Origin of the sequence: Halomonas elongata (assembly GCF_029081005.1) — a bacterium.
In the GTDB taxonomy this organism is placed as follows: domain Bacteria; phylum Pseudomonadota; class Gammaproteobacteria; order Pseudomonadales; family Halomonadaceae; genus Halomonas; species Halomonas elongata_B.
In genome coordinates this window covers 88,377-114,390 of sequence record NZ_JAJQTQ010000002.1, presented here as the reverse complement: position 1 = coordinate 114,390, position 26,014 = coordinate 88,377, and the positions used below count along the sequence as shown (strand labels likewise).

General features: G+C 60.9%; 20 protein-coding genes and 2 pseudogenes. 13 read left to right on the top strand and 9 right to left on the bottom strand.

What is annotated here, in order from left to right; all coding sequences use genetic code 11:
• Positions 1-107: 107 nt before the first annotated feature.
• The 3 genes from LU493_RS02005 to LU493_RS01995 form a co-directional block, all read right to left on the bottom strand.
• Positions 108-1,433, bottom strand: a complete 1,326-nt coding sequence (locus tag LU493_RS02005; protein ID WP_275286106.1) for a PepSY-associated TM helix domain-containing protein — start codon at positions 1,431-1,433, stop codon at positions 108-110.
• Positions 1,434-1,562: 129 nt separating this feature from the next.
• A complete protein-coding gene (locus tag LU493_RS02000; protein ID WP_275286105.1) occupies positions 1,563-1,970 on the bottom strand; it encodes a DUF2946 domain-containing protein in 408 nt (135 codons plus the stop codon).
• Positions 1,971-2,086: 116 nt separating this feature from the next.
• Entirely contained in the window at positions 2,087-3,460 is a 1,374-nt protein-coding gene (locus tag LU493_RS01995) for a DHA2 family efflux MFS transporter permease subunit (protein WP_275286104.1), read from the bottom strand.
• A gap of 271 nt (positions 3,461-3,731) precedes the next feature.
• Here LU493_RS01995 and LU493_RS01990 point away from each other — a divergent pair, with 271 nt between their 5' ends.
• Both LU493_RS01990 and sstT read left to right on the top strand, forming a co-directional pair.
• Positions 3,732-5,243 carry an MFS transporter gene (locus tag LU493_RS01990; RefSeq protein ID WP_275286103.1) on the top strand — a complete coding sequence of 504 codons (1,512 nt, stop codon included), beginning with the start codon at positions 3,732-3,734 and terminating at the stop codon, positions 5,241-5,243.
• A gap of 282 nt (positions 5,244-5,525) precedes the next feature.
• Positions 5,526-6,755 (top strand): serine/threonine transporter SstT, encoded by a 1,230-nt coding sequence (sstT, locus tag LU493_RS01985; protein ID WP_275286102.1) that lies wholly within the window; start codon positions 5,526-5,528, stop codon positions 6,753-6,755.
• A gap of 63 nt (positions 6,756-6,818) precedes the next feature.
• Here sstT and mgrA read toward each other — a convergent pair whose 3' ends face one another.
• Entirely contained in the window at positions 6,819-7,847 is a 1,029-nt protein-coding gene (gene mgrA, locus LU493_RS01980; protein WP_275286101.1) for an L-glyceraldehyde 3-phosphate reductase, read from the bottom strand.
• A 202-nt stretch (positions 7,848-8,049) separates the two neighbouring features.
• On the opposite strand from mgrA, the gene LU493_RS01975 reads away from it, so the two are divergent.
• From LU493_RS01975 to LU493_RS01955, 5 genes are all read left to right on the top strand, one after another.
• Entirely contained in the window at positions 8,050-8,580 is a 531-nt protein-coding gene (locus LU493_RS01975; RefSeq protein ID WP_275286262.1) for a helix-turn-helix domain-containing protein, read from the top strand.
• The gene (locus tag LU493_RS01970) at positions 8,577-9,308 is read left to right on the top strand and encodes an AzlC family ABC transporter permease (RefSeq protein WP_275286100.1); all 732 of its coding nucleotides are present in this window, start codon (positions 8,577-8,579) and stop codon (positions 9,306-9,308) included. Before LU493_RS01975 ends, LU493_RS01970 begins: the two co-directional genes overlap by 4 nt.
• Positions 9,301-9,642, top strand: coding sequence for an AzlD domain-containing protein (locus tag LU493_RS01965; RefSeq protein WP_275286099.1), 342 nt, complete (start codon positions 9,301-9,303; stop codon positions 9,640-9,642). Before LU493_RS01970 ends, LU493_RS01965 begins: the two co-directional genes overlap by 8 nt.
• Positions 9,643-9,782: 140 nt before the next feature.
• Positions 9,783-11,675, top strand: coding sequence for a methyl-accepting chemotaxis protein (locus LU493_RS01960; RefSeq protein WP_275286098.1), 1,893 nt, complete (start codon positions 9,783-9,785; stop codon positions 11,673-11,675).
• Positions 11,676-11,970: 295 nt separating this feature from the next.
• On the top strand, positions 11,971-12,630 hold the full coding sequence (locus LU493_RS01955) for a 4'-phosphopantetheinyl transferase family protein (RefSeq protein WP_275286097.1): 660 nt from the start codon (positions 11,971-11,973) through the stop codon (positions 12,628-12,630).
• 149 nt (positions 12,631-12,779) lie between these two features.
• Here LU493_RS01955 and LU493_RS01950 read toward each other — a convergent pair whose 3' ends face one another.
• Positions 12,780-15,797, bottom strand: a complete 3,018-nt coding sequence (locus tag LU493_RS01950) for an amino acid adenylation domain-containing protein (protein ID WP_275286096.1) — start codon at positions 15,795-15,797, stop codon at positions 12,780-12,782.
• Positions 15,798-16,609: 812 nt separating this feature from the next.
• Positions 16,610-17,017, bottom strand: coding sequence for a hypothetical protein (locus tag LU493_RS01945; protein WP_275286095.1), 408 nt, complete (start codon positions 17,015-17,017; stop codon positions 16,610-16,612).
• Between the two features lie 399 nt (positions 17,018-17,416).
• Between LU493_RS01945 and LU493_RS01940 the strand changes: the two genes are divergently transcribed.
• From LU493_RS01940 to LU493_RS01930, 3 genes are all read left to right on the top strand, one after another.
• On the top strand, positions 17,417-17,944 hold the full coding sequence (locus tag LU493_RS01940; RefSeq protein ID WP_275286094.1) for a hypothetical protein: 528 nt from the start codon (positions 17,417-17,419) through the stop codon (positions 17,942-17,944).
• 204 nt (positions 17,945-18,148) lie between these two features.
• Entirely contained in the window at positions 18,149-19,303 is a 1,155-nt protein-coding gene (locus LU493_RS01935; RefSeq protein ID WP_275286093.1) for a M20 metallopeptidase family protein, read from the top strand.
• Between the two features lie 103 nt (positions 19,304-19,406).
• Positions 19,407-20,912, top strand: coding sequence for an AbgT family transporter (locus tag LU493_RS01930; RefSeq protein ID WP_275286092.1), 1,506 nt, complete (start codon positions 19,407-19,409; stop codon positions 20,910-20,912).
• Here LU493_RS01930 and LU493_RS01925 read toward each other — a convergent pair whose 3' ends face one another.
• On the bottom strand, positions 20,913-21,809 hold the full coding sequence (locus tag LU493_RS01925) for a LysR family transcriptional regulator (RefSeq protein WP_275286091.1): 897 nt from the start codon (positions 21,807-21,809) through the stop codon (positions 20,913-20,915).
• A gap of 164 nt (positions 21,810-21,973) precedes the next feature.
• Between LU493_RS01925 and LU493_RS01920 the strand changes: the two are divergent.
• Positions 21,974-22,222: pseudogene (locus LU493_RS01920) on the top strand (AbiEi antitoxin N-terminal domain-containing protein); the annotation flags it as partial.
• Between the two features lie 328 nt (positions 22,223-22,550).
• On the opposite strand, the gene LU493_RS01915 reads toward LU493_RS01920, so the two are convergent.
• Positions 22,551-23,327 carry a type IV toxin-antitoxin system AbiEi family antitoxin domain-containing protein gene (locus LU493_RS01915; RefSeq protein ID WP_275286090.1) on the bottom strand — a complete coding sequence of 259 codons (777 nt, stop codon included), beginning with the start codon at positions 23,325-23,327 and terminating at the stop codon, positions 22,551-22,553.
• Positions 23,328-23,742: 415 nt separating this feature from the next.
• On the opposite strand from LU493_RS01915, the pseudogene LU493_RS01910 reads away from it, so the two are divergent.
• A pseudogene (locus LU493_RS01910) lies at positions 23,743-24,089 on the top strand (Abi family protein).
• A gap of 87 nt (positions 24,090-24,176) precedes the next feature.
• Entirely contained in the window at positions 24,177-25,298 is a 1,122-nt protein-coding gene (locus LU493_RS01905; protein WP_275286089.1) for an endonuclease NucS domain-containing protein, read from the top strand.
• A gap of 241 nt (positions 25,299-25,539) precedes the next feature.
• Here LU493_RS01905 and LU493_RS01900 read toward each other — a convergent pair whose 3' ends face one another.
• A complete protein-coding gene (locus tag LU493_RS01900) occupies positions 25,540-25,773 on the bottom strand; it encodes a hypothetical protein (RefSeq protein WP_275286088.1) in 234 nt (77 codons plus the stop codon).
• Positions 25,774-26,014 lie beyond the last annotated feature (241 nt).

The window sequence follows — 26,014 nt, the reverse complement described above, 5'->3', positions numbered from 1 at the left end:
TCAAGCACACTCCATGCCACTTAAATAAAGTTCTTTAATGTCAATAAGTTACAAAAAATCCGCCAAGAGAAATGACGCTCTTGACGGCTTTTCGAGTCGAAATCGACTCAAATCGGCACCCGCTGCCTCTTTCGCTGCCTGACCAGGCCGTCCACTACGGCCATGACGATCATCGAGGCGCCGACCAGCGGGAAGATCACCCCGCCGATGGCGAGCAGCGCCAGCACGCCGCGCAGTCGCTTCGGATCGTCGGGTTCCGGCGGCACACCAAGACGCCCGGTGGGGCGACGCTTCCACCACATCACGCCCGAGGACACGCACAGCAGCACGATGCCGGCGCAGGCCAGGGCCAGGATGAGCTGGTTGGCCAGGCCGTACTGTTGGCCCAGGTGTACGTTGACGCCCCATTCGAGACCTCGTCCCAGGGGGCCATAGTCGGCATAACTCATGTCCAGCAGCGGCTCGCCGCTGTACTGGTCGAGATGCACGACTCGCTGATGGCTCAGGTCGTCTGGATAGATGGAGCCGGTATAGACGCCATTCGGCCCGCTGGGCAGGCTGACCGCGTATCCCGGTGCCAGCCCGAGGGCGTCGAAGGCGGCCACGGCCCGGTCGAGCCCGATGGAAGGTGCCGGAGAATCGGCCGAGGCCGGCAGTTGCGCCTGCTCCAGCGACCATGAGGTCTCGGTATTCTCCGCCAGGCGCTCCTCGGACATCGGCACATTGACGCGTACCCCGTCGGGATAGCCGAAGTTGTGCCCATTGGCCAGCTCGTTGACCTTGCTGCCCCACACCGTCGACCAGGGCATCCCGGTGACGGCCAGAAACAGGAGGAAGCCACCGACGAAGAGCCCGGTCACGGCATGCAGGTCGCGCCAGAACACTCGCTTGCGCGGCCGTCCACGCACCGACATCACGCCCCCGCGACGTCCCCTCGGCCACCACAGGTAAAGGCCGGTCAGTACCAGCAGGATCGACCAGCCGGCGACGATCTCGATGATCATGCTGGCATTGGCGCCGAAGAAATTGAGGCTGTGCAGTTGGCGAATCGTCCACATCACGCTGCCCTGATAGGGCATGTCGCCTGTCACCTCACCGCTGTAGGGATCGACGAACACGGCGACCCTGGCGCCATCCGGGCGGCGTACGTCGATCTCGCTGGCCCGTTCCGCACCGGACGACGGCACATAGCGGAACGCCTCGCCTTCGACCGATGCCAGGGCCGCGTCTCGCTGCGCCTGCGGCGAAACCATGACACTCTCCTGCGCCTGGACCCGCATCAGGTCGGCATGCAGCCAGTGGTCGATCTCATCCTTGAACAGGTAAAGCGCACCGGTCACCGCCAGGGTTATCAGGAAGGGAATGGCGATAAGGCCCGCATAGAAATGCCAGCGCCAGACGGCACGATAGACGTCGTTGGATTTATGACTCATGGGTCCCTCGAAAGACGGAAAACCTTGTCGCCTGCCGGGGCAATGTTCGAATAACGCCTCGCGACAGGCTTGATGCACGGGCACCTCACCATCGGACGACGGTGCGGCGCGCGGTATGGTGTCGGTCGATCAGAGAGGAAAGATCGGAGGGGCCCGGGTCAATGCCTGGGGAAAGACGGCCGGCCCGCCATGCGCCGTGCGCGTGGCGACCACGGGGGCCATGATGGCATGCGACGCCACCGGAACGACATGCGGCAGCATCGCCATGAGCACGGGCATCTGCTGGAAGAGCGAGCAGTAGCCGCATTGAGCCTGCCAGCAGAACACCGCCGCGTGGGGCTCCGCGTCATGATGGCCGGTCTCGCTCGACGCCGCCATCGCCGTGCGTGGCGAGGTCTCCGTGGTGTGCCCGGCATGAACCTCACTGCTGGCCGCACTCACCTGCCCGATCAGTGGGCCGGTGACCAGCAACAGCATCGCCAGCAGCGCGAAACGCGCAGCCAGACGGGAGCGATGGTGCTGGAAACGATGCAACATGGGCGATACACATGAAAGCGGGCTGGAGCGACGCGACATGATAGCGCAGCCAGCGAGAGCGAGGGGCGCTATCTGACGCGGTGCCTTGTCGCATCATGTCCCGCGACCGCCGATGCTCAGTGGCGTCGTGAGCGATCACGCATCAGTGCCGCCGAGGCGAGTGTGGCGACCGCCAGCAAGGTGAGCATCGCGAAGGCCACATCGTGGGCATCATCGCCTGATCGGCCGCTTCCCCGGGACAGGATAATCACGACGGCAATGGCGCCCAGGGCGCCACCGACACGCTGGACGACGTTGACGATCGTCGTGGCATCCCCCATCTGCGCCTGGGTTGCCGAGGCGTAAGCGGCCGTCATCGCGGGCATCTGGGCCAGCGCCAGTCCGGCACCACGAACGGCCAGTAACATTGCCAGACCTCCCCCCTCGAGCGACACCCCCAGCGCCAGCGGCAAGGTCGACAGCGCCAGCAGCGCGGCACCTCCCATCGCCACACGCGGCGCATCAAGGCGATCGGTGAGCGCACCGGCCAGGGGCAGCATCAGGGCACTCCCCAGCCCCATCGCCAAGAGTTGCACGCCAGTGCCGGCTGCCCCCTGGGCGGCAGCGACTTGCAGGTACAACGGCAGCACCAACAGGCCGGCATACAGGTTGGCGCCGGCCAGGCCAGTGGTCAGCGTCGCGGCGGCGAAGCGCCTGGCATGCAGCAGGCGCACATCGATCAGAGGATGGCGCAGATATCCGGCGCGCCAGCCGAAAGTCGCCACCATGACGCCCCCCAGCAACACGATGCAGAGTGACACCAGCCCGGCACCTTGCGTGCCCAGCCGTGCCGCGCCATAAAGCATCGTCGGCAGGCCGGCCCCGATCAGCAGCAGTCCGGCACCATCCAGGGGGCGGGCATGTGTCGTATCCCCTCGGGGCACCAGGTGCCGAGCGGCCACCAACGCCAGGAAACCCACGGGCACGTTGATCCAGAACAGCCAGCGCCACGAGACCACTTCGAGCATCAGGCCGCCGAGTCCAGGGCCAATGGCGGGCCCCAAGGCGACGACCAGCCCCAGGGTCCCCATCAGTCGGCCGAGTTGCCGAGCACTGGCGACCGAACCGACAACGGCTTGCCCGGCGGGTACCATCACACCGGCCGCCAGCCCTTGCATGAGCCGGGCCCCGATCAGGCTCCAGATATCGGGCGCCAGGGCACAACCCACGGAGCTGAGGAGGAACAGGATCATGGCGGCTCCCCAGAGACGCCCGTAACCATGTCGACTCCCCAGCCAGCCGGCCACCGGTAGCGAGACCGCCAGAGCGACCAGATACCCGGTCGCCACCCACTGCACCATGGCCAGCGACACAGCGAAGTCGCGTCGGATGGCCGCGATGGCAAGATTGGCCACCGTGGTATCGAGCATCGCCATGAAGGCCCCGGCTCCGGTCACGGCAGCGATCTTCCAGGTTCGCATCGAAATGCTGGGCAGGCCGCCTGCCTCCATGGTGTCTCCTCGCGTTCCGGGCCTCGTCTATCCAGTTCGATCCCGGTCCTGTGCCCCCGATGACGGCCTCGTGCCTTGGTTCTCGCAGCGTGCTTCCGCCGATCAGGCCATCACTTTTAGTAACAGCATAAACACTTAAATTGTAACCCTATAAAAATGCCTCGAGACTCTTGTCCTGCGGCGACGGCTTCCCTCGACCAGGGCCTGCCGGGAAAGCGCCAGCATGCCAACATCTCAACATGTCCGGCCCGCGCCGGGCAGGAGGCATTCGATGAAGACCATCGCATCTCCCAGGGCCCGTCTACAGGAGTGGATCGGGCTTGCCGTACTCGCACTGCCGACGGCGCTGCTTGGCCTGGACGTTACCCTGCTCTATCTGGTGCTTCCCGCCCTGGCCGCGGACCTCCAGCCCACCAATACCCAGGCGCTGTGGATCATGGATGCCTATGGTTTCCTCATTGCCGGTTTCCTGATCACCATGGGAACGCTGGGAGACCGCATCGGTCGACGCAGGCTTTTGATGATAGGCGCCACCGCATTCGGCATCGTGTCCGTGCTCGCCGCCTACGCTACCAGCCCGGGCATGCTCATCGCCGCCCGTGCCTTGCTGGGCATCGCCGGCGCCACCCTGATGCCTTCGACCCTCGCGCTGATCACCAACATGTTCGTCGATGCCCAGCAGCGTGCGCTGGCCATCGGTGTCTGGGCCACGGCCTTCTCATCGGGAATGGTCGCCGGGCCACTGGTGGGTGGAGCGCTGCTGGCCCAGTTCTGGTGGGGAGCCGCCTTCCTGGTCGCGCTACCGGTGGTCGGCATTCTGCTGCTGGCCGCTCCCTTCTGCCTCCCGGAGTTCAAGGCGCCACATAGTGGCCGGTTCGATCTCGGCAGCGTCGCCCTGTCGCTGGCCGCCATCCTGCCGACCATCTATGCCCTCAAGCACCTGGCCGACCAGGGCGTCACATTCGGTGGGGTAGTCGCGCTGCTGGCGGGCGTGACGTTCGGCTTCCGCTTCGTCCGTCGCCAGCACAGGCTCACCACGCCACTGCTCGACATGCGCCTGTTTCACAGCCCGGCCTTCAATGCGGCACTGGGCATCCTGCTCATCGGGCTCATCAGCGTCGGTGGCATCATGCTGCTGGTCACCCAATACCTGCAGCTGGTCGCCGGTCTTCCCCCACTGGCAGCGGGGATGTGGATGGCGCCTCCCGCCCTGGCGATGTTCGTCGCCGCCATCACGGCTCCCCTCCTGGTGCGCCGCTTCCCTCCCGGCCTGGTCGTCGCCGGCACGCTGACCGTTTCCACCCTGGGTTACCTGCTGCTCGCCAGCGTCGACGGCCCCACCGAGGTCATGACGGTGGTGGCCGGCTTTTCGCTGGTCTATCTGGGACTCGGTGCCATCGCCGCACTCGGCACGGACCTGGTCGTGGGCTCGGCGCCAGCGGAAATGGCCGGGGCAGCCTCGGCGATGTCGGAAACGGTACAGGAACTGGGCGTCGCCCTTGGGGTCGCCATCCTGGGAAGCCTGACCACCCTGGTGTATCGGCTGCAGCTCATTCCCCATCTCCCGAGTGGCCTGTCCCCCGACCTGATTCTCAAGCTGGAAGATGGCCTCTGGGGGGCGTCCTCCATTGCCTCGCGTTTACCGCCAGAGGTGCTCATCCAGGCCAGACAGGCCTTCATCGCCGGCATGAACCTCTCGGCCATAGTCGCCGGCGCCGGCATCCTGACGCTAGCCCTGCTCTCGGCCTTGTGGTTACGGGACTCTCGACCACAACAGTGCTGATGGCCGCCCATCCTCTCACCACCCGGCACACCTCTAGCGGACGGTCTCTCAAACGACACAAAGACAGCGTTTTTTTCTGCCTCCATGACAAACGAAAGTCGCACCACCTGCCAGAGCAGAGAATGTTAGACTCCCGCGCACTTTGCAGAAGCCCGATCATCGGCTCCGGCACGGCACGTGTTACTGGTCTCCTCTCCAATGTCGCGCCCGTGCCGACCCGGCCAGCCCGCCATCGTGGTTTCTGCCCATTCAATCCAGCCCGAAGCGCCCGAGAGACCTTTCATGATCGCAACCGTCAATGCCCTGAGCCGTCCCATACGGCGACTGGGCCTGATTCCCCAGATCGCCATCGGCATCGCCTGCGGCATCCTGCTCGCCACCCTGTCACCGGAAACGGCCCAGTCGGTCTCGCTGCTTGGCCAGCTGTTCATTTCCGCGCTGAAAGCAGTCGCCCCGATCCTGGTATTCATCCTCGTGGCGGCCGCCATCGCCGGCCACCAGCGAGGCCAGCCGACCCATACCCGTTCGGTGCTGGTGCTCTATCTGATCGGCACCCTGGTGGCCGCCCTGGTCGCCGTGGTGGCAAGCTTCGCCTTCCCCACGACACTGGCCCTGGACGCCCCCGAGGTCAGCGGCAATCCGCCGGGGGGCGTCGTGGAGATTCTCCGGAACCTGCTGATGAACGCGGTCGCCAACCCGGTCAGTGCGCTGATGGAGGCCAACTTCATCGCCATCCTGGCCTGGGCCATCGGCCTTGGCGTCATGCTGCGCCACGCCAGCGACACCACGCGGACCCTGATGGGCGATCTCTCCGATGCCGTGTCGCGGATCGTCAAGGTCGTGATTCGCTTCGCCCCGCTGGGCATCTTCGGGCTGGTCGCCGGCACCCTGGCCGAGGCCGGCATGGGCGCCCTGCTCGACTACGCCCATCTGCTGCTGGTGATCATCGGCTGCATGCTGTTCGTCGCCCTGGTCACCAACCCGTTGATCGTCTTCTGGAAGACGGGCCGCAATCCCTACCCGCTGGTCTTCGCCTGCCTGCGCGGCAGTGCCATCACCGCCTTCTTCACGCGCAGTTCGGCGGCCAACATTCCGATCAATCTGGAGCTATGCCGACGCCTCAAGCTGCACGCCGACACCTACTCCATCTCGATCCCGCTAGGCGCGACCATCAACATGTGCGGCGCCGCCATCACCATCACGGTGATCACGCTCTCCGCCGCTCATACCCTGGGCATCGGCGTCGACTTTTTGACTGCGCTGCTGCTGTGCATCGTCTCCGCCCTGGCGGCCTGTGGGGTCTCCGGGGTGGCCGGCGGCTCGTTGCTGCTGATTCCCATGGCCGCGAGCCTGTTCGGCATCTCCACCGACGTGGCCATGCAGGTGGTAGCGATCGGCTTCGTGATCAGCGTGGTGCAGGACTCCACCGAGACGGCCCTCAACTCCTCCACCGACGTGCTGTTCACCGCGGCGGCCTGCCGCGCCAAGGACGCCGATCTCGACGGCGACTGAGCACACGCACTGCCATGGCCCGCGCGCTCGGGCCATGGCATCCCTCCCGCGTTTTTCGCTTGATCAGCGCTCCGCCGAGGCGGCCCACAGATTGATGCCGCCTTCCACGGCGTGGCGATCGATCTCGCGCAGCTCCTCGTCGGTGAAGTCCCGCCGCTCCAGGGCCCCCAGGCAGTCGACGACCTGCTCCGGACGGCTGGCACCGATCAATGCCGAGGTCACCCGACCGCCCCTCAGCACCCAGGCAATGGCCATCTGCGCCAGGCTCTGGCCGCGTTGCCGGGCGATCTCGTTCAGGGCCCGCACATGCGCCAGGTTCTCCTCGGACAGGTGCGAATCCTTGAGGGTCGCGCCCCGCGAGGCTCGGCTGTCGTCGGGCACGCCCGCCAGGTACTTGTCGGTCAGCAGCCCCTGGGCCAGCGGGGAAAAGACGATCGAGCCGGTACCGAGTTCATCGAGGGTATCCAGCAGACCGTCGTCCTCGACCCAGCGATTGAGCATCGAATAGCTGGGCTGGTGGATCAGGCAGGGGGTGCCCAGGGAGTCCAGGATCTCGATGGCCTCGCGGGTACGTTGGGCGTTGTAGGAAGAAATGCCCGCATACAGCGCCTTGCCCTGACGCACCGCCTGGTCGAGGGCCATCATGGTCTCCTCGAGCGGCGTCTCCGGGTCGAAACGGTGCGAATAGAAGATGTCGACGCAGTCGATGCCCAGCCGTTCGAGGCTCCGGTCGAGGCTGGAGAGCAAGTACTTGCGACTCCCCCACTCGCCATAGGGCCCGGGGTGCATTCGGTATCCCGCCTTGGTCGAGATCACCAGCTCATCACGATAGCCGGCGAAATCCCGCTTGAGGATGCGGCCGAACAGTTCCTCGGCACTGCCCGGCGGCGGCCCGTAGTTGTTGGCCAGATCGAAATGGGTGATGCCGTGATCGAAGGCGGTGCGGCAGATTGCCCGGGCATTGTCGGGATTGGCGTTCTCGCCGAAATTCTGCCACAGGCCAAGCGATATGGCCGGCAGCTTCAGGCCACTGCGTCCGCAGCGGTGATACGACATGCGCTCATAGCGATGCTCCGAGGGCAGATAACTCATGGTGGCTCCATCACGTTGAGAGAAGACAGGCTCGCGGCGGCATCGGCCTCCACCCCGAGCATGACGATTCAGCCGCTCTCCATTATGCGATCTCCTCGCACAGAAGAAAGCGGCACGCGAGATACCGCATCATTGACAGGCCGCTGTTCGTTATATAGAACGTTCGATATAACGAACGATATGAGAAGACGTCATGAGCGACATGGACAAGCTCTCACTCAGCACCCTGGGACAGCATCTGCAGACGCTGCGGCGCGCCCGGGGCTGGTCGCTATCGCAACTGGCCACCGCCGCCGGCATCGCCAAGTCGAACCTGTCGCGCCTCGAACAGGGCGACGGCAACCCGACGCTGGATACGATCTGGCGCCTGGCGGTACAGCTGCACGTCCCCTTCGGCACCCTGGTGGCACCGATCCAGGTGCCCCTGGGCGAAGACGGCGTGGAAGTCCGCCTGCTCGACCAGGGCCAGGACGCCCCCCGCGTCGATGCTTACTGGATGCGCTGCGCACCGCACATCACGCGTCACGCCGAGGCTCACTCGCCGGGCACGCGGGAATCGCTCACCGTCGTCAGCGGCCGGCTCGAGGCCGGCCCCGAAGAATCGGTGCGAGCGCTCTCGGCGGGTGACACCCTGAGTTTCGACGCCGACCGGCCCCATCTCTACCGCACGCATGACACCTGGGCGACCTTGCTCATGACCATCGTGTACACCGACACCGAGGCCGTACCATGACGACACGGACCCATCCGCTACGCACCACACCCTGGCTGACCGGGATGCGCGAGGCGATCCCTCTGCTGGGCGGCTACGTCCCGGTGGCCATCTCCTTCGGCTTGATCGCCATCCAGGCCGGCTTCACCACCTGGGAGGCCACGCTCATCTCGGTGCTGATCTATGCCGGCGCCTCCCAGTTCCTGTTCATCGGCATGGCCGCCGCCGGCGCACCGCTGTGGCTCGTCGTCGCCATGACCCTGCTGATCAACGTGCGCCACCTGGTCTATGCGCCGAACCTGGCCCCCTGGCTCACCGCGAGCCGGCACTGGCCCTGGCTGATGCACGGCCTGACCGATCAGGTCTTCGCCCTGGCCCACAGCCGCCTGCCACAGTTGCCGGAGCACCAGCGCCTCAGCTGGTACACCGGTGCCGCCATGCTGGCCTGGGCCAGCTGGATCGCCGGCACGGCGCTCGGCGCCATCGCCGGGGACTGGCTGATGGCACAGTGGCCACTGCTCGGCGAGGTCATGCCATTCGCGCTGCCGGCCTTGTTCCTCGTGCTGGTCATGCCCCGCTTCACCTCGCGGCGCTGGTCGCTGGCCCTGTGCCTCACCATCGCCACGGCCATGGCCTGCACCCTGGCCGGCCTCACCAACCTCGGCATCCCGCTGGCCGCCCTGTGTGGTGCCCTCTGCTTCTACCTGGTGAAGTTCGACTCGCGACACACAGGAGGCGCCCATGAGTAACGCCCTCTGGCTGGCCGTACTGGCCTCCGCCCTCGGCACCTACCTGATACGCGTACTGCCGCTGCTCTGGATGCGACGGCGCCTGCGGCGCTTCGGTGACGACGACATGGACGCCATGCCCCAGTGGCTCGGCATCCTGGGCCCATTGATGATCGCCGCCCTGCTCGGCGTCTCGCTGGTGCCCCGCCACCCCGATGCCACGGCCTGGCTCGCCACGGCCATCGGCGTCGCCATCACCCTGCTCGTCTGGTACCGCAAACGCTCGCTCGGCTGGCCCGTCGCCGCCGGCGTGGCAGCCTATGGCATGGTGGTAATCCTGGCGGGAATGCGTTGACGCCAGGCCCACACTCGGGCCTGGTCGACACGAATTATCCGCTGCCGCCTACAGATTTTCCCCGCCCCGCCGATACATGTTGACCAAGTAGTCAACAAAAATGCATGCGCCCGAACGGAGCGCGAGCCGGGGGAAAGACAGTGAAGCATCTCACCATTGCCCAAAAGCTGATGATCAGCATCAGCCTCTGCATGGTCCTGATCGTCGGCGGGGCCACGGCCATCCAGTATCGGCTGTTCAGCGAGCTGATCACCGACCGGGTCACCGACGCCGAACTGCCGACCACGCTCGAGAGCATCAGCAACGACATCACGGCCACCCTGACCGGACCAATCACCACCGCCCAGGACCTGGCCAACAACGGCTACCTGCAGGACTGGATTCGCCGGGGAGAGACACAAGCAGACAGCGAGCGCGCCGTGACCTACCTGGACCGCCTCCAGCAACGCACCGGGGCCAATACCGTGTTCTTCGTCTCGGCCCTCAGCGGCCACTACTACACGGAGGCAGGCGTCGAGCGGACGCTGGACCGCGAAGAAGATGCCTGGTTCTACGACGTGGTCGACGACGCCGACGCGCCCGAGTACACCCTGGACGTCGATTCCGAGGGCGGCGAGCTGAAGGTCTTCATCAACCACGTGGTCGAGATCGACGGCGAGCGCGTCGGTATCGCCGGGGTCGGCTATACCCTGGACGCCATGGCGGAGACGATCAGCACCTACCAGCTCGGCGACACCGGCTCGGTGTTCCTGGCAAGCCAGGACGGCACCATCAGCGTGCACCCCGAGGGCGCCGCCATGGCCGGCCAGCCGATCGCCGAGCTGCCCGGCTGGGAGACCCAGGCCGACGAACTGCTGGCAGGCGACGGCTATCGCTACACCACCCTCACCGACCAGGACGGCGCCGAGCAGCTGGTCGCCGCCATCGAAGTGCCCGGCACCGACTGGGTCGCCTTCGCCCAGATACCACGCAGCGAATTGTTTGCCGATCTCAATCGCGCGGTGCTGCTGGTCATGCTGCTGGTGGCCGCGATCCTGCTGGCGAGCCTGGTGGTGCTGGCACTACTGCAGCGCGCGCTGTTCCGCCCGATACGGCGCACCGCCGAGGCCATGGGCGAGATCGCCGACGGCGATGGCGACCTGACCCTGAGGCTGCCCGTCCAGGGCAAGGACGAGGCCAGCGAACTCGCCATCCAGTTCAACGCCTTCGCCGACAAGATGCACGACGTGCTCGCCCACGTCAGGCGCAGCAGCGACGCCGTTCGCCACGCCGCCCAGGAAATCGCCAGCGGCGGCCAGGACATGTCGCGGCGCACCGACCAGGCGGCCTCCAGCCTGCAGCAAACCTCGGCCTCCATGGAACAGATCACCGGCACGGTGGAAAACACCTCGGCGTCCTCCCTCGAGGCCAACAACCTCTCGCAGTCCGCCGCCAGGCTGGCTCAGGGCACCGGCGACACCGTCACCGACGTGGTCACCACGATGGGCGACATCCAGCAGGCCTCCGAGCGCATCGGCAACATCATCAAGGTCATGGACGACATCGCCTTCCAGACCAACCTGCTGGCGCTCAACGCCTCGGTGGAAGCCGCCCGCGCCGGCGAGAGCGGCAAGGGCTTCGCCGTGGTGGCCAATGAGGTACGCCAGCTGGCCACCCGCAGCGCCGAGGCCTCGCGGGACATTCGCGGCCTGATCGAGGCCTCCGGCGAGAAGGTCCAGGGCGGCACCCGGCTGGTGCGCGACGCCGGCAGCGCCATGCACGAACTCGTCGAGGTGGTGAACCGCGTCGCCGGCATGCTCGGGGAAATCAGCCACGCCACCACCGAACAGAGCGACGGCATCGGCCAGGTCAACATCGCCGTCGCCGAGCTCGATCGCATGACCCAGCAGAACGCCGCCCTGGCGGAAGAATCCACCTCCGCCGCCGAGCAGCTGCGCGAACAGGCCGACCGCCTGGCGGAACTGGTCGGCAGCTTCAAGCTCAACGACGACCGGCAGGCGTCGCCAGCACACGTCGTGCAGCACAGTACGTGATGGCAGTCGAACGCAAAGGTTAGGGAAACACTGCCTTTAAGGAAGCGCTGCTTAAATACCTGCGCATGCCAATCGCGTCGCTATAGCCGCCATCCATGGCGGCTACCCTGCCGGCCCTTTAAAGACGGTTCAGATTCGCTCCTGGCAAATTTGTGCGCGGTGCTGGTGCGCCAGCCCGGTCGAAAGCTCGCCTAACTGCAGCCGAATCCTCTTCGGCTGCATCCAGCCTTTCCACATCCCCCCATATCAAGCAGGATCAACGCACAGGGGCTAAAGCAGAAGAAGGAAGATCTACATGGATGTAGCGTCACTTGACCGCTTGATTGCAGGAAGCCGGGGGGACTGGCCGGAAGACGTGGTCCATGCCACCCGCGACCCTAAAGAAAAACATCTCTCGCTTTACCCGACCGAAGAAGCCGCCATCGTTGGCGCGAACACAAGACGACGGCTGGAATTCGCGGCGGGTCGCTCCGCCGCACGCGCTGTTCTGAAAAAGCTCGGTTTTCCTCACGGGGTGATCCCGATGGATCAAAACCGTGCACCGATCTGGCCGGCAGGAACCATCGGTAGCCTCTCCCATACGGCCGATGTCTGCATAGGGGTCGCTGCCCTGTCACAGCATGTGCAGGCCATCGGCATCGATGTCGAAAACCTGGCCCCCCTTGAAAGCAAGCTTCCCCCCTACATTACCGACCCCGAGGAACTCGCTTGTATTGATAGCCCTCCGGGCCTGGCAGCCCTGCAGATATTTTCAATGAAGGAAGCCGCCTACAAGGCACAGTATCCGCTTAGCCAAACGTTTATCGATTTCGATACGCTAAAAGTCACGCCTGATGGCCTGTGCTTTAATCACACCGTACCTCCCTTTGCCAAAGGCACCATACTGCCCGTCCAGCAATGGACCGGGTCGAGTATGTGCCTATCGTTATGCGTGCTGAAAAGGAGGCCCACCTGACGCGGGCACTCCGGCAAGTTTCACAACCGGATCCGGGGAGGTGTCCATGGTCAAGGTGGTGCGACATCACCATCCGCCCCTCGCCCATCCAAAATCGCAAACGGTGACCGAAAAGCGAACGCAACTCGACCATGGACACCCTGTCACGGCTAGACAATATGCGATGTGCCCTGGGGAATCGGCACATCCAGGTACGACAGGTAACTCGTCAGTTCCTCATGGGAAAATACCGGCTCCTCGATACCACTGCCTCTGAGGAAGTTCTTGGTATTTCGACAATCCCAGAGGTAGGTGTTCTGGTACAGCTCCACCGTGGACTTGCCGTCATACATGGTATCGGTGAAGAGGCTCAACAGAGGATAAAGGGGAGCCCTGGGATCATGTTCCCACTGAGCCTTCCATTGTGCATAGGGCAACACCTTGAAGCGGAAACCAAACTGCTCCTCCAGCCGACTGAAGAACTCCTTGAACGTCAGATTGTTGTCGCCCTCGTGAATCAGGTTGAACTTGTGATCCAGGCCTTCCGGGTTTCGAGAGATGTGTGCGATCGCTGCGGTCATGTAGTCGACGCTGGTAAGCCCCTCACGCAGGGCTTCCAGATCCGGGATACTCTGATGCTCCACGCAGGTTTGTACCAGGCGGCCCCACCACTGATAGTCCGCACACACCCCGCGGGTACTATGGTAGGTGGCATAGCCCAGACGGAAGGTCATCAGCGGCAGGCCGCGCTGAGCCGCTTGATCAGCGATTTTCTCCATGACCCACTTGCTTCGGACATAGCCGATGTCCGTGATCACCGCATCCAGGTTCTGGTCGATGTCATCGTCCTCGCGCATCACGCGCTTGCGGGTGTGCAGGTGCCCCCAGCTGTAAACGGAGATGGTAGACAATAGCATCAAAGGCTTGGTGCGCTTGGCGGCAGCAAAGCGCAACAACTCCATCAGCCCCTGGACGTTGTCACGCTTCATGTACGAATAGGGCTGGATGAAATTGACCGCACTGGCAGAATGATAAATGACGTCTACCGCCTCAGCGAGCTCGTCATAATGCATCTTCGTCAGCCCGAGGCGCGGATCTGACAAGTCGGCTCGATATACCTCGATGCGTTCCCGATCTGCGTCGGAAAGCGTCATACCGTAACGGGCCAGGGTGTCATCCAGGCGTCGCCAAGGATCCGATCCAGATCGGGCTCGTATCGGGCAGTGGAGGCAAGCGTCGGTGGTCGCAAGCAGATCGACCAGCAAGTGGGCGCCGACGAAGCCAGTGACGCCAGTGAGCAGGATGTGACGCGGCCGCGCCAGGGAATCCGTCGCCTGCCAAGGCTGGAACACAAGATCATCGGGCAGACTGGCATCTTCACGAAGTGGGTGGATACGCTCGCGGTCCAGCAAGGGTCGTGGCTGATCGTCACGACGACGCTCTTCCAGCAGCGAGGCCAATGACGCAACGGTATCATGCTCGAAAAGGTCGCGAATCCAGACCTGAATGGACAACCGTTCGCGCACATCCTGCATCAGGCGAGCGGCCAGCAATGAATGGCCACCGACATCGAAAAAGCGATCGGTGCGGTCGAAGCGACGATGCCCGAGTACGCTCGCCCAGGCGTCCGCAATGTCGCGTTCCATCTGGCTGATATACACCGCTTCCGATGCATGTTCTCGAACGCCATTGTCGGTGCTGCCTGTCAACCGCCGGTACATCTGCAGCAACGCCTGCTTGTCCGTTTTACCATTGGCGTTGAGCGGCAGGGAGTCGAGGCGCAAGATGGCCGACGGTGCCATGTAGTCCGGCAGGGTTTTCAGCATCTCCCGCCGCATTTCGGTCTCTGTCGAGGGCTGTTGCTGATCGGGCACGATAAAGGCCAGAAGATTCAATTCTTCACCATCGGTCTCCGCTGCGGAAACCAGCACCACCGCCTCGCTCACCCCCGCCTGGGCATGGAGCGCTTCTTCCACCTCGGCCAGTTCCACCCGATTGCCTCGAATCTTCACCTGATCGTCCAGGCGTCCCAGGAACTGGAGACGACCGTCCGGAAGCCATCGCGCCAAGTCGCCCGTTCGATACAGGCGCTGTCGCCATTGAGGGTGAATGATAAATTTTTCCCGTGTCAGCGGCTCGTTGTGCAGATACCCCCGAGCCAGGTTGTCACCGCCAATGAAAATCTCCCCCGTCTCTCCATCAGGCACCTGCGCCAGTCGTTCATCCAGCAAGAAGATTTCGCTACCGGCCATGGGGTAGCCGATGGAGGGCCGCTCGTCCACCTCGATACCGGGAACGCGGTGACGCGTGGCAAAAATCGTGGCCTCGGCCGGTCCATAGCAATCCACCAGCTCGTACGGCAGATGTTCAGTGGCTGGCGGGATCAGCTTTTCCCCGGCGGTGAAGAGATGGGTCAACGCCAGTTCCGGCGGCTGAGCAAGCGCCGTAATGCCCGGAACCAGAGCCGTGGGCACAAAAGCATGGGTGAGACCTTGGCGGGCAAAGAACGCCAGCAACCGATCAGGGTCCAGCCGCGTTTCCTCGTCAGGCAGGATCAACGTGCCCCCCGCCATCAACATCGACGCAATTTCCAGCTGGGCGACATCGAACCCGGTGCCAGCCATCAGCGTAGAGCGGCTTCCTTGAGCCACTTCCAAGTTGTCGTTGTGCGAGGACACCACCCGTTCAAAGGCATGGTGTTCTACCATGACGCCCTTGGGGTTGCCGGTGGTTCCCGAGGTGAAGATGACGTAGGCCAGGTCCTGGGAAGACGGCAAGGTGGCCGGCGTATCATCACTGTCCGTCATGTCATCGATGGAATGTACCCGGAAGGGAGCATCAGCAGGAGTATCGGCACAGGCCGCCAGCGCAAAGGATGCGCCGCTTTGCGTCAAGATACGCCGTTGCCGCTCCGACGGATAACGAACGTCCACCGGAATATAGGCAGCGCCACTTTTCATGACACCCAGAATGGCCACCACGTAACGGTGGGTACGATCACACAGCAAAGGGACCAGGTCCCCCTTGCCTATCCCCTGCGCACGCAGAAAAGCGGCCACGGCACTGCTGCGCCTATCCAGTTCGCTGTACGTGAGCCGGGTAGTTGCATCAGTCACCGCTTCCCTCTCCGGGAAACGCTCGGCATAGTTTAGAAAATAATGAAGTACGGTATCGTAATGTGCCATCATGCAGCTTTCCTTGAAATTAGTGAGCGATCTAACGCGCTTTCCCACAACACCGAGATTTCTATACTTCAATACTCAGCATGAATGAGATAGCGATTCGGAAAGAACTTCCGCTTTATGTACATGGTCTCCGCTCTGGCCGCTATAGTCGCCAAAGACACAGATCCAACCTACCAACAGGCGTGTAACGCCATAAGTCTTTCCCCTCCATCCATTGCAAGTCCACACACAAGCCTAGACCAACCATAATGAAATTCTAATCTTTCACCCACTAAAAAAGTATTTATTTGTAACAACGAAAAAACATTAAATAAAATCAAAAAAATCATGGACATAAAAAACAGAACCCGAAAATAGTTAACAAACTACTAATATATGGGCACTATTACGTCCCTCTCAGGAGGGCGTATAACCTCAACCATCCCCTGTCTGAAAAGCCGTCGAGCGATGGTCAGGGCCAGGGCGGGCCAACGCATTTTCTACATCCTTGCGGATCACGAGTCGAAATCGGTCGAAAAATCGTCAGGATGGAACAATGGGGAACCTCTTCTGCTCATAAAGCGAGCAACAGCGATGTCGTGAGCCAAAAGCGAAGTTCACAAGGAGTCAATGAGCTTGTTGATCGGACTCACGCACGAGGCCGTTGGTTGCAAATTATTGGTGCAACACCTGACCGATTCGATAAGGTGCTGTGTCCCTGCTCTATTCTGAACTCTGCAATCCAGGAATACTGCGAGTACCTGGCGAGCATAAACGAACACAGGGCCGCCCAAGGCGACCCCGTACCAGCCAGAGAGGACTGCAAGCCCCTATTTTCAATCTATGTAAGGGGGGCGACTAAACCCAGCCGCTTTATCCTTTGGAATATAATATTTCTCAATTTTCTTTTCAGGACTGCTTTCTTTAACCCCAGAAAAGGAACCCTTGAATTTCCCGAAAGCCTTCTTTATCCTGGAAAAAGTGGAGCTTGAAGAAGCTTTCTCTTTATTTAGACCAGCTTTGCTTCGGTCTCCACAGATTCCGAAGGAAGTCGGCCACCCTTCATTTTCAGCAGTATCAATCGCGTCCTTATCGAAAACCTTTTCCCTCGTTTTGTTTACTTGGAGAGTACTACCTCCGCCTTCCACCACGGAAATCGGGATGGGAACATAGAAAAACTTGCACTTAACAACAGAAGCAATACTCATCAGCTCCTGACCTGTAAACAAAGTTAATTTTTTCATGGGTTTCTCCAAACCAAACCATCGAAATAATTATACGCCATGCACTAGAGCCTGGATACAAATCCCACAAACAAATAACCAATGAAAAATCACAGACTAGAGAACAACACTCTAATTAATATGAAATTAACCAGGAATGGCTTATAGGTATTCGAAAACCATCTAAAAGAACGACATCCAACTACTGCCCCGGGCCGAGAATACGGGGCTCGAATCAGGTATGCCGCCTGCCCGTTGGGGCTACGAGGAGCGCCAGGAGGCATCGATGCGGAGCGGGCCAGGCCGCCCCTGAAGAGCCCCCTCCAGAGCTGCACAGGTATAGTGCAGCCATCAGGAAGAGAGAATGAGCGACGGCAATCCCATAAACAATGGGCCGCGAAGCGAAGGACCGCCGTGGTCATGGACATCTTCAAGGGCAAGACAACGACGGCTGGGGTGGCTCGCCAGTACGATCTCACTGTCTCTGGAGGCGAGGGCTGGATCGATGAGGCCCAGCGCAGCATGAAGAACGGGGTCAAGACTCGTCCCAAGGACATTCGTGAGCAGTATGAGTCCGAGCTCCGGGAGACCAAGAAGAACGGTTCCCCTCCTATCGGCCTCCTGGGCCGGATTCCTCAGCTTCTGGCGCTGCGGTCCGACAACAAGCAGTCGCCACTATACGGGCACAAGGAGCGTATCAGGCTCCATCGCTTCGAGTCGCTGGGCCAAGTCAGGATCGTGATCGATCGCGGAATCCGGTACCACAACGAAGAACAGTCACATCAGTCTCTGGACTATGTGGCCCCAAGAGCATCCGGGATTAGCCACGTAGGGTGTGCGGAAACCCGGGGGCATTACACACTTTGTCATAAACTCGTTCAGCTACTTTCTCGAAAATCACAGCCCGTAATCAACGACACAACGTCAGTCTTACACGGCTTCAGTTGACTTCGTCGCAAAAGCGAGCATGCGGCCACAGATCCTTGCTCAGGGCCCCATATCCAGTCCCGGCACTCCACCGAAACCGGTTCTTCAAAGGACTGTTGCCTTCAAGGCAACAAAGATGACTATTACCCGCACTCTTTCGTCCCCGGTCATTCGCCTACTGTTAGCGGACTAGCAACATGTTTGATGAATCGACAAGGAACAATGATGTTCAACGATCGACAGTTGGAAACCATCACCGAGCTACGACGGGACCTGCATCGTCATCCCGAGCTCAAGTTCGAGGAAACTCGAACCGCCGATATCGTTGCTGAACACCTGCAGAAGTTGGGCTACAAGGTGACGAAAAATATCGCTCAAACAGGCGTCATGGGTGAACTCGACACGGGACGTGACGGTCCCGTCATCGCCTTTCGGGCCGATATGGACGCCTTGCCCATCCATGAAGCCAATACCTTTGCCCACGGATCTCGCAATGCCGGGTTGATGCACGCCTGTGGCCATGATGGCCACACTGCTGCGTTGTTATTGGCAGCGGAAACGATCATGGCCCAGCGAGACTCGCTCAGCGGGCATCTGAAGCTGATCTTCCAGCCAGCGGAAGAAGGCGGCAACGGCGCCGCACGCATGATCGAAGAAGGTGTGCTGGACAACCCCCGCGTTTCCGCCATCTTTGGCTACCACAACCGCCCCGGCTTTCCCGCCGGCCAGGTGTTCGTCAAACCCGGCCCAGCCATGGGTGGCAACGATACCTTCCGGCTCAAGATCAGCGGGCGTTCCGGCCACGCCGCCATGCCCCATCTCGCCGTCGATCCCATCTACGTCGGCGCCAGTATCGTCCAGCAGCTGCAAGGGCTGGTTGGACGACACAAGTCTCCTCTCGAAGCAGGGGTAATCACTGTGGCGGCTTTCCATGCCGGTGACGCGGCCAACGTCATACCCGGTGATGCAGAACTCGTGGTCAATATCCGCAGTGATCGTCCCTCCTCGCGTGACGCCTTGGTCGGAAAGCTGGAGGCGCTTGTCAACGGTGTCTGCGCCGCCCATGGGGCCACTTTCAGCCTGGAGCATGAGCACCAGATTCCCCCGTTGGTCAACGACGTATTCTGGGCAGAACGGGTACTGGAGCTTTCCCGCGCATGCGAAGTGAGCAATGACATTCAGCAGTTGGACTACATGCCGACCATGGGGGCGGAGGATTTCGCCTTCTACCTGCAGGAAGTACCGGGATGTTTCTTCTTCGTTGGCAACGGCGACAGCGCCTATCTGCACAACGAACACTACGACTTCAACGACCACATCCTGCCGATCGCAGGGGGCGTTTTCGTTGCCCTGGCCAAAGGCCTCATGAAGCCTGAATAACTGGGGTAACAATCCACGGGAAATAACAAACCGAGTGATAGGTAATGCCGATTGACGCTGCCTGACTCCACTCACCACGTGATACACAACAAGGTCAATCATCATGCAAGCCGTACTCAGTTCTATCGAACGCGTGGGCAATAAACTGCCTCACCCTTTCATTCTTTTTTCTATTCTGGCCGCCGTGGTAATAGTGCTTTCCGCCCTATTGGCCTTTTTAGGCGTATCGGCAGTCAACCCGCAGACCGAAGCCGAGGTCCATGTCCGAAGCCTTATCTCTCCGGAGGGGCTGGAGTTCATGTTGACCAGTGTGGTCAGAAACTTTGTCAACTTCCCTCCCCTGGGGCTCATCCTGGTCGTCATGTTCGGCATCGGCCTCGCCGACAAGGTGGGGCTGATGTCAACACTGATGCAAGTCAGTGTGGCTAAAGCGCCATCTTCACTGCTGACCTTCTGCGTCTTCCTGGCGGGCATCTGCGGCAGTATCGCCTCCGATGCAAACTATCTGATCCTTATTCCACTGGCGGCCATGGTCTACTACTCGGTAGGCCGCCACCCCATTGCCGGAGCCGCAGCGGCCTATGCTGCGGCGGGCGCCGGCTTCGACGCCAGCCTGTTCATCACCGTGGGCGATGCGCTGTTTGCCGGCATCACCACCGATGCGGCGCGTCTGGTCGATCCCGATGCCTATATCTCGCCAGTGGACAACTACTACTTCGTCGCTTGCTCGGTGTTCGTACTGGCCACCGCCGGTACCCTGGTGATCGACAAGGTGGTAGAGCCACGTCTGCAGCGTACTCTTCCCCTGGACAAGGACTTCACCACCACCGTCGACCACCACGAGCTCACCACTGACGAGAAACGCGGACTCAAGCGTGTGGGGCTGGCCACCCTGGTCTATCTCGCCCTGATTCTGCTGACGGTGCTGCCGGAAGCCTCACCACTGCGCAACGAGGATGGTGGCCTGATTCCGTCGCCCTTCCTGCGCTCACTGGTACCGCTGATGTTCGGCTACTTTGTGGTGATCGGCCTGGTCTACGGAATCACCACTGGCAAGATCAAGAACAGCAAAGATGTCCCCCAGCACATGTCGGAGGCCGCCAGCGAGCTGGCACCGACATTGGTGCTCTTCTTTGCCATCTCGCAGTTCATTGCCTACTTCAAATGGTCCGAGCTCGGGCAGTTCATCGCCATCGAAGGCTCGAACATCCTGCAGAGCACCGGTTTCACCGGACTCCCTCTGGTATTCGCCTTCATCCTCATGAGCACGGTACTCAACGTCTTCATGACCAGCGGCTCGGCACAATGGGCGCTCATGGCCCCGGTGTTCGTCCCCATGCTCATGATGATCGACTTCGATCCGGCCTTCGTGCTCGCCATGTTCCGCATCGGCGACTCGAGTACCAACATCATCTCGCCCATGAGTCCGTACTTCTCTGTCGCACTGGTGTACATGCAGCGTTACAAGCCGGACATGGGGCTGGGAACGCTAATCGCCACCATGCTGCCCATGGCTGTTACCTTCCTGCTGGCCTGGAGCGCCTTCCTGATGTTCTGGCTCAGCATGGGCTGGCCGATCGGCCCTGGCATCTACATGATGGCCAGCTGATCACTGCATCGATAGCATTACCTTCCACAAATAGCCGGCAGCCGGGGACAACCGCCTGCCGGCCCTGCGCACCAGGTTTCCCTGGCTTGCCTCGGCCATGGGATGGGCGATGGGAATAGCCTCGAGCTCCCCCGCGGCCACCTCCTTCCCGGCCGCCGCCGCCGTCATGAACGCCACCCCGATGCCTGCACAGGCCATACGCCGCGAGATCGAATGCAGGTTGCAACGATATGCAGGTGTCACCAACTGTCCTCCGGCACGGAAAACGTCGTTCACAAAGCGCTGGGTGCCAGACACGTCCGGCAAGAAAATCAATTTGTGACGCGCCAACTCGGCAATACTGACACTCTGAGCGTGAGCCAATGGATGTCCCGGTGCGACCAGCGCACACAGCGGACCACGTTCAAAGGAATGCACTACCAGGCGCGGGTCCGATACCGGCCCATAGGTGACCGCGATGTCGACCTCATCGTTGGCTACCATCTCATGGGGCTCTTGTGGATAGTAGATGCCGGTACGAATGTCGATCAGAACATCTGGATACTGTTCGGCGACCTTCTGCATGACATCATGGATAAAACTATCAACGAAGCCATCTCCAACCGATACCACGACCTTGCCAAGTTGCAGATTATTGAGCCGCGACAATGTGTCGCTCAACTCCGAATTCAGCCGTCGCTGAGCCAGAAAACTGTCCTCCACCAGCTTTCCTGCTTCGGTAGGGACGACATGGCGTCCCTGCTTTTCCAGCAGCGCCATGCCGAGCTCACGCTCCAGGCTACGCACCTGACGGCTGATCACCGAAGGGTTGATATGGAGGTGCTCTGAAGCAGCGCGAATCCCGCCGCAATTGCAGACCTCATGAAGGTAAAATGCCCGTTTATCGAGAATATCCATATGTGACCCGAAGGTTGACGAAGCAAGGGCGCCATCGCGTAGTTGGCTGACAGACTCTTCCTGGCTTTGCTTTGTGGTAAGTTTGTACCCTTAAGATGCACAGAAATCTTGATAAACAAAGAACCATATAGTCAATTCTTTGAAAACATGATAATAAGTGCCCGATGAGTACACATGAAGAAGGGAAGCTAAAGCGTATCCTCGAAGCCGCCCCTCCTGGTTTCATGGTCGATTCAGGTTGGCTGGAACGACATGAGGTCAGCCGCTTCCTCGCGCGCAAATATGTGGACCGCGGCTGGCTGGAGCGTGTGACGCGCGGCGTTTTCCTGCGCCCAGCGCCAGGCGCCAAACAAACCGACATGATCGACTGCAAGGCCAGCCTCCTCTCGATGCAGCACATCATGGACTACGATGTCCATGTCGGCGGCATGACGGCACTCACGCTGCAAGGCTATCGCCATTATGTCCCCCTGGGCGGGAACGCTCCAGATAGCTCAGACAGACAGGACATCACTCTATCGTATGCAAGCTTTATGGGTCGTTTTTCAGATACTGATCATCATACCGTTTCTGGCGTTTCTCGCTTTCGCTGTCATGGCATCCCTAACCAGCGGGGGCGCGGGAATATTCATGGGAGGAGGCGCCGGCCTGACGGTTGTCATTACCTATGTGGCAATCATCGTTCGCAGAGAACGAACAAAACTTCGAAAGCATATCGCCCAGCAGGGGATGGATCTCGATTCAATCGGCATGCAGGAACGTCTCCGGCACCGTCACGTGATATTCCCTATCCAACTTGCCACCCTGGCAGAGCTGCCGCTTGCCTTTGCCGAGGTCCAGTCGGCGTGGTTCCAGACGACCGTACCAGGCATGCCCGGCGTGGCGAGCCAGCACCAGGAAGGCCCGCTTGGTTCTCACCGAACGGCACCCCTCCAGCAATGCCTGAAGCCGGCGCGGGCGCAGCGTATTGAGGCCACCGAAGGTGTCGACCAGCCCACTGTTGAACAGCAGCGCATTCGGCGTCACGGCAATCCATTCCAACACCGCTCGCTCGGGGGTCGATACCTGCAAGCTGAAGGCCCTGCCATCCGGCGCGTAGTCAGTGAAGCTACCGGGAAGCTGTACTGGCAGGCCCTTTTCAGAGTGGAGGACCATCCGCCCTGCCCACTCGGCATCACTCAACCACCGGGGCAGCCGAACGGCCTCATTGCCATACAGGTGTGTCGTGCTTTCCCCCATGGGCAGATAGTGGGCAAAGCCATGCAATGCCAGGGCCGTCTGGCCACCCGGCCAAAGCGGTGGTAAGCCCGTGTCGTCGCTCGCCTGTAAGGCGAAAACAGCGCTCTCCCAGGTAAGAGGCTCCCCCGCTTGGCAGTAGGCACCGTACCCCACGCGCTGCAGCCAGCCACTGCTGGCCAGCTTACGTGCCTGATCCGAGGTGACGCCGTGTGACGCAAGCCAGGCGGTCGTCACGACGGCGCCATACGGGATCTTGTGCAACAGCTGGTTTATTTTCACGCTCCATAGCGGCCTTTATTTCCGTTTTCAGTGGAAAAGATAAAACACAACGGTTTATCTTCAAGCACAAAATCGTCATTTAAGGCCGCTTTTAGTATATTCCTTAAACCATAAGTTTCTTGACCTCGAAACACAGCTCGTCATCGTCGCTAACTTCATTGCCATGGAAGCCGCTTTTTCACGGGATCATGAGGCTTGCGTGAGCCCAATCGCCGACATGGACGCGCACGTATGGCGGCTCAGGTCCCATCGGTGCGTTTAAGCGCGGTTTCACGTAACCTAGCATGATAACTAATCTATGAACGCAGCAGGGAAGCGGCTATGACCAGGCAGGCTTTCAGCGGACGAGATATCTGCACCAAGTACATCACAAGGAGAAGTACGGGCTGATCTTCCGATCTGGATCGCCTGCGAGGTGTGGGACTTCGACACGCTTTCCACGCTCTACGACGAAATGCGTCAGGATGACCAGGATCGAACGCCGGCTGCTATGGCATTCGTGACGGCCAAGTGCTCGCCTCCTGGCTGTGCAGCCTCAACTATCTGCGCAATGTCTGCGCCCATCATCACTGCCTATGGAATCGCAATATGGTGGATCAGCCGGCCAAATCAACTGCAGGCGATGTAGCGCATTTCAAGTTCGCCTGGCAGCGAGGGCGTGAGCATCATCGAAGGCTGGGAAAACTGGGAGTGGCCCGCACAGTCTGGCAACAGGCATTAAAAAAACCCCTCAGCAGCTTCACCGCAAAGCGGATCTACTGATCGGGGCCGTGTTGCCAAACAACTATAGTGATTACCCTTGCGAGGCACAAAGGGTTTTATAGCGCCGAATTGCATAAGAGATTCAGTATGGCCATCGAGCAAGGTATCTGGAAGCTGGCAGGTAATACAGGTGAACGGCCGCAGAAGCTGCGGCCTACGGGGCTCGCCGACGAGGGGCAACTGGAAGAACAGATCATGCAGGATGTCTCGATCCTCAACCGGGATTGGCTGCTGATCGGCCGCCAAGTTCGCACCGGCTTTGACAAGCTGATCGACCTGCTGGCGATCGACGCCAACGGCACGGTCATCATCATCGAACTCAAGCGCGACAAGACGCCTCGAGACGTGGTGGCTCAGGCCATCGACTATGCCTCCTGGGTCGTCACCCTGGCCGACTACCAGCTGATTGAGATCTACCAGGCCTTCGCCGAACGCTATCAGCGCCCTCATGCGTCTCTCGAGGATGCCTTCGAGGCCAAGTTCGGTATCACCCTGGACAGGGTCACCCTCAACGAGAATCACCAGCTGGTGGTCGTGGCCACCCAGCTCGACGCCAGCAGCGAGCGGATCATCAATTACCTCAACGAGCATGCCCAGCTCTCGATCAATGCCATGTTCTTCGCCGCCTTCGAGGACCAGGGCAACCATTACCTGAGCCGCGCCTGGATGATCGATCCGGACGAGCCGGCCCAGTCGGCCGCCCGCAAGGCACACAAGGAGCCCTGGAACGGTGAGTTCTACGCCTCCTTCGGCGATAACCGCCCCTGGGAGCTGGCACGTCGCTACGGCTTCATCGCCGGCGGTGGAGCAGCCTGGTACTCGAAGACCCTCGCCATGCTGTCAGAAGGTGACAGAGTCTGGATCAATATCCCCAAGACCGGCTATGTGGGTGTGGCCGAGGTAACCGGGGAGCGCTGCCGAGGCGACCATTTCACGGTGCAGACCGATCAAGGCAGCACGCGACTTCAGGACCTCACGACGGCCGACGAGTACCCGCATCTTCACCAAGCTATCGATGAAGATGACGAAGACGCGGCGGAATATCTCGTACCGGTCCGCTGGATCACCTCATTTCCTGCCTCGCAGGCATTCAGCGAAGTCGGCCTGTTCGGCAATCAGAACACTGTCTGCAAACCCACGACACCGAAATGGGAACATACCGTGACGCGCTTGAAGCAGGCGTGGCGCATCAGCGACTCATCATATTGAGAGATGAGTAGATACCTGAGAGGAATGGCTACAAATCGCTGCACACACCAAAGAACCAGAAAAGACGGGACAAGCAGCCAAAAAGGAATGCAGGTTGATGCCAAAACGCTAAAGAGATGGCTCAGTTGGAATCGAACCATCGGCACAGTTCGGCATCATCGATGACACATCGCGTGTCGCACGCGCTGTGCTGGGCATTTCTCGAGGGCGTCGGGCATCACCCGACGCCGGCGCGGGAATCTCAATCGTCCAGGTCGATATCACCCTCGTCTGTTGCCGCCCCTGTAGCTGCGCCTGCACCGGCGCCAATGACAGCCCCCTGGGAGACATCGCCGCCTGTTACGGCAGCCGCTGCACCGCCCACAGCCGCTCCCACACCCGCTCCGCTGAGCGCGCGCTCACCTGTCGATGTGCCGCAAGCAGAAAGCCCGAGGGCCAACAGCCCAACCAGTAGACCCGTTTTCAGTACACGCATGATGGCTCTCCAGTGAAGAATGAGCTCTCATGCTAGCAAGCCTGTGCACTGCTGCCCTGTGGCATGGCAGCGACACCCGGTGCAATCTCCAGGCATGTCGCCCTCTGCCCGAGACAGCACAAGATCTCTTGCTATGGTGCGAGAAAACACCTTTGGAGAGGTAGCAATGATGAAGATGGGAAGACTGACAGCAGTCGTCGGACTGCTTGGCACACTGTCTGGATGCGTGGCATACGGTGGA